The following is a 12,798-nucleotide window of genomic DNA, read 5'->3' as shown; positions in this document are numbered from 1 at the left end:
ATAAGGAAATAAAATGATTGAAGAAGAGCTTATTAGATTAAGAAGACATTTTCACAAATATGCTGAGCCTGCTTGGATGGAATTTTTGACTACTGCAAAAATTATTGAAGAGTTGAAAAATTATAATCTTGACCTTTATTATGGAAAAGAAATTTATTTCAATAAAAGAATGGGACTTCCAGAAAAATCAATCCTAGAGTCTTATAAAAATTCAATTTCTATTTCAAATATTGAAAAAAAAGAAGAAATTTTGGATTCTTACACAGGTCTTATCGCTGTTTTGGATACGAAAAAAATTGGACCAAATATTGGCTTTAGATTTGATATAGATGCAAATGAACTTTGCGAAAGTAATTCACTTGGACATTTGCCAAATATTTTAAATTTTTCATCAAAAAATTCTTTTGCCATGCACGCTTGCGGTCACGATGCTCACATGTCAATTGGGATTGAGCTTGCAAAAATTCTTGCATCAAATATAAAAAAATTAAAAGGAAAAATTATTTTTATTTTTCAACCAGCAGAAGAAGGAGTAAGAGGAGCCTATTCTTTAATGAATAATCCGATTATAGATAAACTTGATTATTTGGCTGGCATGCATATTGGAATGGACGTAAAAAGTGGAGAAATTGGTGTGGGAAGTCATGGCTTTCTTGCTACAAAAAAAATTGATATTATTTTTAAAGGCAAGGCATCTCATGCTGGAGCAAGTCCCGAAAAAGGTCACAATGCACTTTTGGCTGCATCAAGTGCAGTTTTAAATTTTAATAGTCTTGCTCAACATTCAATGGGAGAGGCAAGAATCAATGTTGGAAAATTAAATGCAGGAAGCGGAAGAAATATTATTGCAAACATTGCAAAAATAGAAATGGAAATTAGGGGAGAAAATGATCATATAATTTCTTATTTATACGATGGAGTAAATAGAATCGTTGAAGGCTCTGCAATTTCTTATGGTTGTTCTTATGAAATAGAAATAAAGGGACAAGCTCCATCACTTATTTCTTATGATGAAGAATTTATAAAAAATCTTAGAAATTATTATAAAGAAAAATCCTACAAACTTGTAGATGCAAATTTGAAAGGCTCAGAAGATATTGCATATTTATTAAATGAAGTTAGAAAAGCTGGTGGTAAGACAGTTCATTTTATTTTAGGCTCAAATTTAAAAGACAGCCATCACAGCGAAGAATTTGATATTAACGAAAAAGATATGCTAAGAGGAGTCGACCTAATGGTAGATTTTGTAAAATATATTGAAAAAATTGATAAGATTGATTATGAAAGGATAGAAAATGAAAATATTGCTTACAGGATTTGATCCTTTTGATAAAGAAAAAATAAATCCATCAATTGAACTTGTAAAAAAATTAAACGAAAAAATTGAGGGCGCCCAAATTTTTAAAATAGAAATTCCAACAGTTTTCAAAAAATCAGGAGAAATTTTAGAAGAAAATATAAAAAAAATTAAACCAGATGTAATTTTATGTATTGGGCAAGCTGGTGGAAGAAGTGCGATTTCTGTTGAAAGAATTGCAATTAACATTGATGATGCAAGAATAGCTGATAATGATGGTAAAAAACCGATTGATGAAAAAATAAGAATTGACGGAGAAAATGCTTATTTTTCAAATCTTCCAATTAAAAAAATTGTGGAAGAGATAAAAAAAGAAAAAATTCCAGCAGAAATTTCAAATTCAGCAGGAACTTTTGTATGTAATCATTTGATGTATGAAGCCTTGTATTTGGCAGAAAAATATAAAAATATAAGAGCAGGCTTTATCCATATTCCATATTTGCCAGAACAAGTTTTAAATAAAGCGAATACACCTTCAATGGATTTGGAAAATTCTTTAAGGGCAATAAATATTGCCATAAAAACAATAATAAATCATAATGGAGAAGATTTAAAAATTTCTGGTGGAAAAATTTCATAATTTTTTTAAAAAAGCAAGTTTTGTACTTGCTTATTTTTTTGTTATAATGAAAAAGATTAGTGATAAAATAAATAATATTATTAATAAAATAAATATAAATTTTCTTAAAGGAGCTTTTATGAAACTTGAAATAAAAAATCTTTCCAAAAAATTTGGCAAAAAAGAAGTTTTAAAAAATATAGATTACACTTTTGACCAAGGAGTCGTTTATGCTCTTTTGGGAAGAAACGGTGCTGGAAAAACTACACTTTTTTCTTTAATTAGTGAGCAAATCAAAAAAGATTCTGGAAATATTTATCTTCTTGATGAAAATGAAAAGAAAGAACTTGATTTTAGGGATGTATTTTTTATGGTGGCAGAGCCAGATCTTCCCAAATTTCTTACAGGGCGAGAATTTATAAAATTTTTTGTAGAGGCAAACAAAGAAATTATAAAAGATTTTAAGTCCGTCGAAGAATATTTTTCTCTTGTGGATTTTGACATGGAAGATGCTGATAGATTAATTCAAGATTATTCAACAGGAATGAAAAACAAACTTCAAATGCTTATGTTTTTGATTTTAAGACCAAAGGTAATTTTGATGGATGAGCCGCTTACAAGTCTTGATGTAGTTGTTCAACTTGAAATGAAAAAAATAATTAGAGATATTCACAAGGACCATATAATTATTTTTTCAACCCATATTTTACAACTTGCAAAAGATATTTGTGATGACATTGTCCTTCTCCATGATAAAAATTTACAAAAAGTTGATAAGATGGTTTCAGAAGACAAGGATTTTGAAGATAAAATAATAAAGCTTTTGACAAGCAAAAATATTGAAAATATTGAAATAAATTTAGATGATAAAAATTTGGGTGATAAAGATGAGTAGATATTTTTCAAAATTTCTTTTAATTGAAAGAATAAAAATCACCAAAGTTTTTAATGGAATGGTTTATGGGATAAGAAAAGTTCCTTTAATTGGGAAACACTTGGGAGATAAGTATTATTTTTATGATTTAAAAGAAATTGTAAATACATTTGTTCCAATTTTTTCTATAATTTGGCAATTTATCAAATCGATTTTAACTTTTGGATTTGCAATAATAATTTCAAGGACTATGTTAAAATTTTTATTTGAAATTTCTGATAAATCTCCCTTATTTTTTAGGGAAAATTTTGATTTAAGTCTGGGAGCAGTTCTTCTAACTTGTATTCCTTTTGTTTTTTATATAACAAATATGATTACATCATCAATGCTAACAGATAATGGAAATGTATTTTCAGATTTGAGTAAAAATTTTAATTTTTTTCCAAATGATTTGGCGCGCATATTTTTGTATTTACAGCCATTTTTAATTTTTATTGGAAGAACTTTGGGATTTGTGATTTTTGGAAAAATTTTTGCAAATATAAATCCGATTTACACTTTTGCCTTTAGCCTAGGACTTTATTTTTACAATATAAATATGACTTGTTTTTGGACAAAAATATATGAAAAAAGAGAAAAATCATTTTTTGAAGATAGACCATTTTTACAAATTATTTTGATTTTAATTTTGGATTTGGCGATAAGTTTGTTAGTTTTAATAATAAAACTTGATTTTAAAGTTTTAAGCCTTGGATTTTTCTTTATAAATATAATTTTATTTCCATTTACAGTGAAATATTTTAAAAATTTTAAGGGATATGACAAAATAATCGAAAAAACAATAAATGTATATAAAATTGCGGTTAAAGATGCGAAAAATATTCAAGATGGTGTAGTAAAAATTGAAAATAAAGATATAAATAAAAAGGAAAAGATTAAAGGCGAAGGCTTTGTATATTTGAATAATTTGTTTTTTAAAAGACACAAAAGACACCTTTTAAAACCAACTTTAATAAAAACAGGCATCTTTTTTGTCCTTGGAATTTGTGGATTTTTTCTTTTATCCAGACTTACAATTAAGGGTAATGAGGTTTATAAAATTTTAATATATGCAATACCAATAATTTCCTATATTTTATTCAAACAAGATAAAATTTTGATGGCTTTCTATAAAAATTGTGACTCATCGCTTTTGTACTACAATTTTTATAGGGAAGATAAGAATTTATTGAAAATGTTTTGGCTAAGATTAAATTCGATTTTTAAACTTATGCTTATTCCTATGGGTGCCATGTTTATAATTTATATAGGTTTTGCAATAAAATTTTTGATTAAAACTGATTTAAATTTATTATTGCCGATTTTTTATATTTTATTAAATGCAATATTTTTTACAGTTTTGCCCTTGTTTCAATACTATATAATCCAACCCTTTGACAAGGAAGGAAAACAAAAATCTGTAGTTTTAGTTTTGATGAATATGTTTTTGTATTATATTTTTATATTTGGGCTTCCAGCTTTGGCAACTAAAATTGGAGAGATTAAATTTATGTTAATTATTTCAATTTTTATTATAGGATTTGTAGGACTTGCAAGTTTTTTAATATATAAATTTGCCCCAAAAACCTTTAAAATAAAACAATAAAAAAGACCCAGCATGAAGTGAACCCCAAATCCGGAATACGGATTGAGGGATTCATTTCAACTGTGTCTTTTTTATTTATTTTCTTCTACATATTCAATTTTTTCTTTTTCCATTACATAATCAGGAATCATTTTGCTTGTTACATATATTAAAAATGGAAGAACAATAGCATCATCCAAAATTCCCAAAAATGGAATCATATCATTTACAAAATCAGCGGGCATGACTGCATATAAAATTGCTCCAAGTCCCAAAATTTTTGCAAGTTTTGGAGTTTCTTTATTTCTCATTGCCTTAAAATAGACTGGTATGAAATTTTTGATTTTTAAAAATTTGTTTATCATTATTTATCCCTTACTTTCTTTTTAAAATAAAATTTAAAGTATTCTTATTTTCATTTTAATTATACTTTAAATTTTACACTTGTAAATTAATTATATTAATTTTGAAATTTAAAAAAATCCTACAAGAATAGTATATTATGATTTTTTTAAATTTCAAGTTATAATATATAAAAGGAGTAAATATGACATTAAAAGTTATTGATATAGATATTTTGAAATTAAATGTAGATGCAATTGTAAATGCTGCGAACGTGGACTTGATTGAAGGTGGAGGGATTTGTGGGCAAATTTTTGAAAAAGCAGGAAGAGAAAAGTTAAAAAAAGCGTGCCTAAAATTATCCCCAATTAAACCAGGCGAGGCTGTAATTACAGATGGATTTAATCTTTATCAAAAATATATAATCCATGCAGTAGGCCCTGTTTATAATGAAATGTATAAAGAAGCTTGTCAAAAAATTCTTCAAGACGCCTACAAAAATTCTTTAAAAATTGCCAAGAAAAAAGGAATAAAGTCTATAGCTTTTCCCTTGATTTCATCAGGAATTTATGGCTATCCTGACAAAGATGCCTTTATGATTGCAAAAAATACAATTGATGAATTTTTAAAAAATTATGAAATGGAAGTTTACCTATCAACTTATGGAAAAAATATTTTATCTTTAATTATGGGATAAGAAAAGTAATTTATTTTACTTTTAAAAAATAAAAAAAGCCGATAAAATTAAATATTTTTACAAAAAAAGAATTAGCCTTTTGCCTAATAGCTAATTCTTTTTTTGTTTATAACATTCAATTCAATCATAAAATCGTGATTTAAAACTTGTATTATACAAGTATAACTTTAATTCCTAAACTTTCAGCATATTCTAAAATACTTCTTGGCATAGAGCTATCTGTTATCAGAATATCTATATTTTCTATTGTTCCAATTTTAAAATTTGCTGTTTTTGAAAATTTACTTGAATCGCACACTAAAATATTTTTGCTTGTAGATTCGTTTATCATATATTGGTTTATTTCAACTTCATCTATAACTGACGTAGTTAATTCTCCACTTTCGGATACACCGGAAATTCCTAGGATTGAAATATCTGATGCTACAGTTTTAAGATTATTTAAAGCAAAAGTACCGGTAAGGGCGTTTTTTGGATAAGAAACCCTGCCACCAGTTAAAATTACATTAACTAAAGGGTCTATATCAATATAAGATGCTTTTGCGTTATTTGTTATAACATTTATCCTTTTATTTTTGAGATATTTTAAAACTCCTAGGGCTGTCGATGATGAATTTATAAAAATATCATCATTTTCTTTTATAAAATCGGCACATTTTTTTGCGATTTTTTCTTTATTATTTTCAATAGTTAGATTTTTGCAGCTGTTTGATTCGTTATATTCTGCTCCTCCATAAAATCTTTCTATTTTTCCTATTGATTGAAGATAATCCAAATCTCTTCTTATAGTTATTTCTGAAACTTTAAATATTTCGACAAGCTCATTTGTTTTTGCTTGTTTATTATCTTTTATAAATTTTAATATATTATTTCTTCTGTTATTTACGATTGTTTTTTTTATTTTCATAACTACCTCTCTTTAAATGATAACCTATACTTAGAAAAAAATCAAAAGAATCCATTAATTTAATTAAAATTTTTAAAAAAACCTTTCTAAATTATAAAAAAATCAAATAACGAAAGAAACAATCGTAAAATATATGCAAAAATGTGTTTTTTATGCTTGACCGTTCAAAATAATTATTATATTATAATATCAAAGAAAAAAAGAAAATGAAAAATTGGAGGTATTAATGAGCAAAGTTGACGAAATCACAAGAGAAAATTGGATTTTAAATGCTTTTCCAGAATGGGGAACGTGGCTAAATGAAGAAATTGATGAAGAAGTTGTAGAAAAAGGCACATTTGCTATGTGGTGGATAGGATGTACTGGTATTTGGTTTAAAACTGAAAATAATACTAACATAGCTGTGGATCTTTGGTTTGGTAATGGAAAGAGAACAAAAAAAGTTAAAGAGATGCAACCATATCATCAAATGAGAAATATGACTGGTGGAAAAGCTCTTCAACCAAATTTAAGAGCAAATCCAATTGTCTTTGATCCTTTTGCAGTTAAAAATGTTGATGCAGTTTTATCTACTCATTATCATAATGATCATATTGATCCTTTCTTTGCTGCAGCAGTTTTGAAAAATTGTCCAGAAGATGTTCCTTTTATAGGCCCTGAAGAATCTGTAAAAAAATGGTTATCTTATGGAGTTCCAGAAGAAAGATGCAAAATGGTTAAACCAGGAGATGAAATTAAAATTAAAGATACTACTATAGTTGTTTTGGACAGTTTTGATAGAACTTGTTTAGTTACTACTGAAGTAGGAGAAGATATTGAAGGAGTTTGTCCTACAAATATGGATCAAAAGGCTGTAAATTATTTAATTAAGATGCCAGCTGGTAGCGTATATCATACAGGTGATTCTCATTTTTCAATTGGTTTTGCAGAAGTTGGAAAGAAATATGATGTAGATATTGCGTTTGGTTCTTATGGAGATAATCCTGTTGGAAATCAAGATAAGATGACTTCGATTGATATTTTAAGAATGGCTGAATCAGTAGGATGTGAAGTTGTAATTCCAATTCACTATGATGTTTGGACTAACTTCAAAGCTGATCCTAAAGAAATAAAATATTTATGGCAATATAGAAAAGATAGGTCAAAATATAAATTCCATCCATATATTTGGGATGTAGGTGGCAAATACGTATGGCCTAAGATGAAAGATGAATTAGAATTTAGATATAGACCTGGATTTGAAGATGCGTTTGATAATGAAAGGAATGTTCCTTTTAAATCTATTTTATAAAATAATAAGTGCTGTCAAATTTTTGGCAGCGCCTACATATAAGTGAGGATAATAATGATTAGTGAAATTATTGAAAAGGGTTTATTTGATTTTTATGATAAAATCGATACCTGGCAAGATGCTATTATAAAATCTTGTGATAAGCTAGTGGAAAAGGATATTGTGGATGATTCTTATGCTAAACAAGTTATAGAAACAGTTGAAAAATATGGTCCATACATAGTTTTAATTCCTGGAGTTGCCATGCCACATTGTCAAGAATGTGCCGATGGAGTAAAAGATACCGCTGTGGCTTTTATGAAAGTAGAAAAGCCAGTTGTATTTGACGAAAATGATAGGGATAAGGATGCGAAAATATTTTTTACAATAGCAAGTGAAAATAATGAAAAACATTTGGAAAATATAGCACAACTTTCTGATATTTTGTGTGATGAAGAAATAGTAGAAGCTTTTAATCAGGCTAAGAACGTAGATGATTTAATAAAAATTTCAAAAAAATATAATATTTAGGAGAAAAATATGGATATAATTTTAAGTATTTTAAATGGATTTGTAAAAAATATTCTCACAAAACCAGCGTTTTTCATAGGATTTTTGGTTTTGATTGGTTATTTATTGGATGGAAAAAAATGGTATGAAGCTTTAGCTGGTTTTATTAAAGCTACTGTAGGATATATGATTTTGATGGTGGGTTCTGGTGGACTTGTTTCAACATTTAGACCGATTCTTACAGGACTAAAGGACAGATTTAATATTTCTGCAACTGTAATAGATCCTTATTTTGGACAAAACGCAGTTACTGAAGGTATGGAACACTTAGGTAAATCATTTTCTCAAGTAATGATTTTGTTATTGGTTGCCTTTATTGTAAATATTATTTTGGTAAGATTAAAAAATATTACAAAAATGAGAGCTGTTTTTACAACAGGACACGTACAAATGCAACAAGCTGCAACAGCTTTTTGGTTAATAGTTTTTTGTTTTCCAAAGTTAGGACAAACTCCTATACTTGTTATAATGGCAATTCTTTTAGGACTTTATTGGGCTGTTGGTAGTAACTTAACTGTTGAAGATACACAACGCTTAACTGATGGGGCTGGTTTTTGTATAGCTCACCAACAAATGTTTGGTATTAGACTTGCTTGCTGGTTAAGTGATAAATTATTTGCAAATAAAAAAGATCAAAGTAAAGATATTGATGATATTGAACTTCCAGGATTTTTGTCAATTTTCAATGAAAATATGGTAGCAACTGCTATACTAATGACTTTATTCTTTGGAATAATCCAAGGTGTTTTGGGAAAAGAATATTTAGTAGCTCAAGAAGCTTTAACAATGGAAGATAATTTCTTCTTCTATATACTTCAATCATCATTTAGTTTTGCTGTAAATTTAGCAATTTTACAATTAGGTGTTAGAACTTTCGTTGGAGAGTTGACTGCATCATTTGATGGAATTCAAAATAAACTTTTACCAGGAGCTCTTCCAGGAATAGACTGTGCTGCAGTTTTCGGATTTGGTGCAGCAAATGCTGTTACAATTGGATTTATGTTTGGTGCTTTAGGTCAATTTTTAGCAATAGCAATCCTATTTTTACTAAAATCTCCTACATTAATAATTGCAGGATTTGTACCATTATTTTTTGATAATGCCGTAATTGGGGTATATGCTAATAATAGAGGAGGATATAAAGCAGCTTTCTTGATGCCATTTATATCTGGACTAATTCAAGTATTTGGTTCTGCATTTATAGCAACATATACAGGACTTGCTCAATATGGTGGATACTTAGGAATGTTTGACTGGGCAACAGTATGGCCAGCATTTACAGTATTGATTAATAATATCCAATATGTTGGTGTAGCAATAGTAGCAATTTTCTTGATAGTTATACCTCAACTTCAATACAAAAAGAACAAAAAAGGTTATTTCATGATAACTGAAGATTATGAAAAGTACAAAGAAACAATTGAAAACAAATAGGAGGAAAAAATGAAAGTAATAGTAGCATGTGCAAATGGAGCTGGAACTTCTTTAATGATGATGAATAAAATCAAACAAGCATTTAAAGAGTTGGATTATAAAGGAAAACTTGATATATCTCATTGCTCCTTGTCAGAAGGAAAATCTACAGGTAGAAATGCTGATGTTATATTCTGTGCTATTAATTTTACCAAAGATTTTGATGCGTTAAAATCAAAAGGTGTTGAAATAATTGGAATGAAAAATATTCTTTCTAAAGATGAAGCTATTGAAAAGATTAAAGAACACAATCTTTTAGAAAAATAAGTTGGTTAAAATGTTAGAAGATATAAAAGAAAGGGTCTACAAGGCAAATTTATTATTGCCAAAATATGATCTAGTTAAATTTACTTGGGGAAATGTTTCAGAAATCACTCCAGATAGAAAATATGTTGTAATAAAACCATCTGGCGTTGATTATGATAGCATGAAAGCAAGTGATATGGTTGTTGTTGATCTTGATGGAAATATCGTAGAAGGTAAATTAAAACCTTCTAGCGATACTCCAACACATCTTGAACTTTATAAAAAGTATAAAGAAATTGGTGGTATAACTCATACTCATTCAAGATGGGCAACAATTATGTCACAAGCAAAGCTTGATATAAAAGCTATGGGAACAACTCATGCAGATTATTTTTATGGAAGTATTCCTGTAACAAGAGATATGAAAAAAGAAGAAATCGAAAATGACTACGAAAAAAATACTGGTCTTGTAATAATAGAATGTTTTGAAGAGAAAAATATTTCTCCAAAAGATGTGCCAGCTGTGTTGGTAGCAAATCATGGCCCATTTGTATTTGGAAAAGATGCAAATGATTCAGTATTTCATTCAGTAGTTTTAGAAGAAGTTGCTTTTATGAATTGGCACTTAGTTTCTCTTGGAAAAAATGAATCAATGAGCGATAATCTTCTTGATAAACATTACCTAAGAAAACATGGAAAAGATGCTTATTATGGACAAAATTAATCTTGGAATATATGAAAAGGCTCTGCCAAATAGATTAGATATAAATGAAAAGTTAAAACTTGCAAAAAAAATAGGATTTAATCAGTTAGAAATTAGTATAGATGAGTCAGATGAAAAATTAAATAGGCTTACAAATGGTTTTTCCAAAAAACTTCTCAAGGCACAAATTGATAATGACATGAGAGTAAGAACAATGTGTTTATCAGGTCATAGAAAGTATCCTTTTGGTTCAAATGACGAACAAATCAGAAAAAAAAGCCTTGATATTATGCAAAAAGCTTTAGAGTTTGCTGACATTAATTCTATAAAAATAATTCAGCTTGCAGGCTATGATGTTTATTACGAAAAATCAAATAATGAAACAAAAAAATATTTTATAGAAAATTTGTTTAAAGCGGTGGACTTTGCATCAAAATATGGAGTTATACTTGCTTTTGAAACCATGGAAACAGAATTTATGGATACTGTAGAAAAAGCTATGGAATATGTTAATCTTGTTGATAGCCCTTATCTTGGAATATATCCAGATATTGGCAACTTAAAAAACGCATCTGTAAAATATAATGAGGATGTTGTTAAAGATTTAAAAAAAGGCAAGGGACATATTTTTGCAGCACACCTTAAAGAAACAAATCCTGGAATTTATAGGGATATGCAATTTGGATCTGGTGGTCATACAGAATATGAAAGATGTATAAAAGAATTAAAAAATCAAAAAGTTCAAATTTACACTGGTGAATTTTGGGATCATGGAGAAGAAAATTATAAGGAAATAATAAAAAATTCTTACGAATTTTTAAGTGAAAAACTAAAATAAGGAGAAAGTTATGGCAAAACCAAAACTACAAATAGCGCTTGACAGTCAATCTTTAAGTGAAGCTCTAGTTACAGTTAGAGAAGTTGGAGATGTAGTAGATATTTTAGAAGTTGGTACTGTACTTTGCTTGCAAGATGGTATGGAACCTGTAAGAGCAATAAGAGCATTGTATCCAGAAAAAACAATTCTTGCAGATACAAAATGTGCAGATGCTGGAAAAACTGTTGCTAAAAATTGCAAAGATGCAGGTGCTGATTGGATGACTGTTATCTGTTGTGCAACTATACAAACAATGCAAGCGGCTAATAAAGAAATAGACGAACTTCAAGTAGAATTATATGGAGATTGGACATTCGATCAAGCAAAAGATTGGAAAAATATTGGAATAGAACAAGTTGTTTATCATCAATCAAGAGATGCTCTTCTTAGTGGACAAAGCTGGGGAGATAAAGATTTAGATAAAATTAAAAAATTGGTAGAAATGGGCTTTAAGGTTTCAGTTACAGGTGGGCTTGATGTATATACTCTTGAATTATTTAAGGGGATAGATGTTAATGCTTTTATAGCAGGTAGATCTATAGCAGAAGCGGAAAATCCTAAACAAGCTGCCATTGATTTTAAAAATAAAATAAACGAAATATTTTAATTGTTAGAAAAAAGTTAGGAGTTAAAATGAAATTTTTCTTAGACACAGCAAATATTGAAGAAATAAAAAGAGTAAACGACCTTGGACTTTGCGACGGAGTAACAACAAATCCATCTATTATAAAAAAAGAAGGTAGAGATTTTGAAGAGGTTGTAAAAGAAATTTGTAAGCTTGTAGATGGTCCTGTATCAGCAGAAGTAACAAGCTATGAATGTGAGGGAATGGTTGAACAAGCAAGAGCTTTATCAAAATGGGCAGAAAATATTGTTGTAAAAATTCCTATGACAGAAGAAGGATTGAAAGCAATAAATATTTTGTCAAAAGAAAAAATAAAAACTAACTGTACACTAATATTTTCTGTATCTCAAGGATTAATGGCTATGAAAGCTGGAGCAACATATATTTCTCCTTTTATGGGAAGAATAGATGATATGGGAGAATCTGGAGCAAAATTAGTAAGTGAATTAAGAGATGTTATAGATATTTACGGATATGATTCACAAATAATTGCAGCAAGCATAAGACATATTGGTCATCTAGAAGAAGCTGCTTTAGCGGGAGCTCACATAGCAACAATCCCAGGAACTTTATTCGAAAAACTATGGTCTCATCCATTGACAGATGCAGGCATAGAATCATTTAAAAAAGATTGGGAAGCTTTCGAAAATCGTTAATTAAAAAATGGCTTTGCA

General features: G+C 28.4%; 15 protein-coding genes. 13 read left to right on the top strand and 2 right to left on the bottom strand.

The window, feature by feature from the left end:
- The first annotated feature begins 13 nt into the window (after window positions 1-13).
- The 4 genes from HMPREF0078_RS05255 to HMPREF0078_RS05240 all read left to right on the top strand — a co-directional run bounded on the left by HMPREF0078_RS05255 (window position 14) and on the right by HMPREF0078_RS05240 (window position 4,435).
- Window positions 14-1,321 (top strand): amidohydrolase, encoded by a 1,308-nt coding sequence (locus HMPREF0078_RS05255; protein WP_004839094.1) that lies wholly within the window; start codon window positions 14-16, stop codon window positions 1,319-1,321.
- Window positions 1,296-1,937, top strand: coding sequence for a pyroglutamyl-peptidase I (gene pcp / locus HMPREF0078_RS05250; RefSeq protein WP_004839093.1), 642 nt, complete (start codon window positions 1,296-1,298; stop codon window positions 1,935-1,937). The genes HMPREF0078_RS05255 and pcp overlap by 26 nt, the downstream gene beginning before the upstream one ends.
- A 118-nt stretch (window positions 1,938-2,055) precedes the next feature.
- The gene (locus tag HMPREF0078_RS05245; protein ID WP_198482140.1) at window positions 2,056-2,811 is read left to right on the top strand and encodes an ABC transporter ATP-binding protein; all 756 of its coding nucleotides are present in this window, start codon (window positions 2,056-2,058) and stop codon (window positions 2,809-2,811) included.
- Window positions 2,804-4,435, top strand: coding sequence for a hypothetical protein (locus HMPREF0078_RS05240; protein ID WP_039920536.1), 1,632 nt, complete (start codon window positions 2,804-2,806; stop codon window positions 4,433-4,435). The genes HMPREF0078_RS05245 and HMPREF0078_RS05240 overlap by 8 nt, the downstream gene beginning before the upstream one ends.
- A 71-nt stretch (window positions 4,436-4,506) precedes the next feature.
- On the opposite strand, the gene HMPREF0078_RS05235 is transcribed toward HMPREF0078_RS05240, so the two are convergent.
- The gene (locus HMPREF0078_RS05235) at window positions 4,507-4,779 is read right to left on the bottom strand and encodes a YkvA family protein (protein ID WP_004839090.1); all 273 of its coding nucleotides are present in this window, start codon (window positions 4,777-4,779) and stop codon (window positions 4,507-4,509) included.
- A 182-nt stretch (window positions 4,780-4,961) separates the two neighbouring features.
- Between HMPREF0078_RS05235 and HMPREF0078_RS05230 the strand changes: the two genes are divergently transcribed.
- Window positions 4,962-5,453, top strand: coding sequence for a macro domain-containing protein (locus HMPREF0078_RS05230; protein WP_004839089.1), 492 nt, complete (start codon window positions 4,962-4,964; stop codon window positions 5,451-5,453).
- 151 nt (window positions 5,454-5,604) lie between these two features.
- Here the strand turns inward: HMPREF0078_RS05230 and HMPREF0078_RS05225 are convergent, their stop codons facing one another.
- Window positions 5,605-6,360, bottom strand: a complete 756-nt coding sequence (locus HMPREF0078_RS05225; protein ID WP_004839088.1) for a DeoR/GlpR family DNA-binding transcription regulator — start codon at window positions 6,358-6,360, stop codon at window positions 5,605-5,607.
- A gap of 226 nt (window positions 6,361-6,586) precedes the next feature.
- Between HMPREF0078_RS05225 and ulaG the strand changes: the two genes are divergently transcribed.
- The 8 genes from ulaG to fsa are packed head-to-tail and all read left to right on the top strand — an operon-like array spanning window position 6,587 to window position 12,780.
- Window positions 6,587-7,651, top strand: coding sequence for an L-ascorbate 6-phosphate lactonase (gene ulaG / locus HMPREF0078_RS05220; RefSeq protein ID WP_004839087.1), 1,065 nt, complete (start codon window positions 6,587-6,589; stop codon window positions 7,649-7,651).
- 54 nt (window positions 7,652-7,705) lie between these two features.
- On the top strand, window positions 7,706-8,161 hold the full coding sequence (locus HMPREF0078_RS05215; protein ID WP_004839086.1) for a PTS sugar transporter subunit IIA: 456 nt from the start codon (window positions 7,706-7,708) through the stop codon (window positions 8,159-8,161).
- Window positions 8,162-8,170: 9 nt separating this feature from the next.
- Entirely contained in the window at window positions 8,171-9,634 is a 1,464-nt protein-coding gene (locus HMPREF0078_RS05210; protein ID WP_004839085.1) for a PTS ascorbate transporter subunit IIC, read from the top strand.
- Window positions 9,635-9,643: 9 nt separating this feature from the next.
- Window positions 9,644-9,940: a PTS sugar transporter subunit IIB gene (locus HMPREF0078_RS05205; RefSeq protein ID WP_004839084.1), complete on the top strand. Its 297-nt coding sequence runs from the start codon at window positions 9,644-9,646 to the stop codon at window positions 9,938-9,940.
- A gap of 10 nt (window positions 9,941-9,950) precedes the next feature.
- Window positions 9,951-10,643, top strand: coding sequence for an L-ribulose-5-phosphate 4-epimerase (locus HMPREF0078_RS05200; RefSeq protein ID WP_004839083.1), 693 nt, complete (start codon window positions 9,951-9,953; stop codon window positions 10,641-10,643).
- Complete coding sequence (locus HMPREF0078_RS05195; protein ID WP_155811437.1) at window positions 10,630-11,460, top strand: L-ribulose-5-phosphate 3-epimerase; 831 nt, start codon at window positions 10,630-10,632, stop codon at window positions 11,458-11,460. The genes HMPREF0078_RS05200 and HMPREF0078_RS05195 overlap by 14 nt, the downstream gene beginning before the upstream one ends.
- A 10-nt stretch (window positions 11,461-11,470) precedes the next feature.
- Entirely contained in the window at window positions 11,471-12,106 is a 636-nt protein-coding gene (locus HMPREF0078_RS05190) for a 3-keto-L-gulonate-6-phosphate decarboxylase UlaD (RefSeq protein ID WP_004839081.1), read from the top strand.
- Between the two features lie 26 nt (window positions 12,107-12,132).
- Window positions 12,133-12,780: a fructose-6-phosphate aldolase gene (gene fsa, locus HMPREF0078_RS05185; RefSeq protein WP_004839080.1), complete on the top strand. Its 648-nt coding sequence runs from the start codon at window positions 12,133-12,135 to the stop codon at window positions 12,778-12,780.
- Window positions 12,781-12,798: the final 18 nt, after the last annotated feature.

The organism is Anaerococcus vaginalis ATCC 51170, assembly GCF_000163295.1.
Lineage (GTDB): Bacteria > Bacillota > Clostridia > Tissierellales > Peptoniphilaceae > Anaerococcus > Anaerococcus vaginalis.
The sequence above is the reverse complement of the archived record's forward strand: the minus strand, read 5'-3'. Positions and strand labels throughout refer to the sequence as shown.

Bases quoted from the DNA above. Each gene is read 5' to 3' on its own strand.
- HMPREF0078_RS05255 (WP_004839094.1), top strand. From the start codon at position 14: ATGATTGAAGAAGAGCTTATTAGATTAAGAAGACATTTTCACAAATAT.
- pcp (WP_004839093.1), top strand. From the start codon at position 1,296: ATGAAAATATTGCTTACAGGATTTGATCCTTTTGATAAAGAAAAAATA.
- HMPREF0078_RS05245 (WP_198482140.1), top strand. From the start codon at position 2,056: ATGAAACTTGAAATAAAAAATCTTTCCAAAAAATTTGGCAAAAAAGAA.
- HMPREF0078_RS05240 (WP_039920536.1), top strand. From the start codon at position 2,804: ATGAGTAGATATTTTTCAAAATTTCTTTTAATTGAAAGAATAAAAATC.
- HMPREF0078_RS05235 (WP_004839090.1), bottom strand. From the start codon at position 4,779: ATGATAAACAAATTTTTAAAAATCAAAAATTTCATACCAGTCTATTTT.
- HMPREF0078_RS05230 (WP_004839089.1), top strand. From the start codon at position 4,962: ATGACATTAAAAGTTATTGATATAGATATTTTGAAATTAAATGTAGAT.
- HMPREF0078_RS05225 (WP_004839088.1), bottom strand. From the start codon at position 6,360: ATGAAAATAAAAAAAACAATCGTAAATAACAGAAGAAATAATATATTA.
- ulaG (WP_004839087.1), top strand. From the start codon at position 6,587: ATGAGCAAAGTTGACGAAATCACAAGAGAAAATTGGATTTTAAATGCT.
- HMPREF0078_RS05215 (WP_004839086.1), top strand. From the start codon at position 7,706: ATGATTAGTGAAATTATTGAAAAGGGTTTATTTGATTTTTATGATAAA.
- HMPREF0078_RS05210 (WP_004839085.1), top strand. From the start codon at position 8,171: ATGGATATAATTTTAAGTATTTTAAATGGATTTGTAAAAAATATTCTC.
- HMPREF0078_RS05205 (WP_004839084.1), top strand. From the start codon at position 9,644: ATGAAAGTAATAGTAGCATGTGCAAATGGAGCTGGAACTTCTTTAATG.
- HMPREF0078_RS05200 (WP_004839083.1), top strand. From the start codon at position 9,951: ATGTTAGAAGATATAAAAGAAAGGGTCTACAAGGCAAATTTATTATTG.
- HMPREF0078_RS05195 (WP_155811437.1), top strand. From the start codon at position 10,630: ATGGACAAAATTAATCTTGGAATATATGAAAAGGCTCTGCCAAATAGA.
- HMPREF0078_RS05190 (WP_004839081.1), top strand. From the start codon at position 11,471: ATGGCAAAACCAAAACTACAAATAGCGCTTGACAGTCAATCTTTAAGT.
- fsa (WP_004839080.1), top strand. From the start codon at position 12,133: ATGAAATTTTTCTTAGACACAGCAAATATTGAAGAAATAAAAAGAGTA.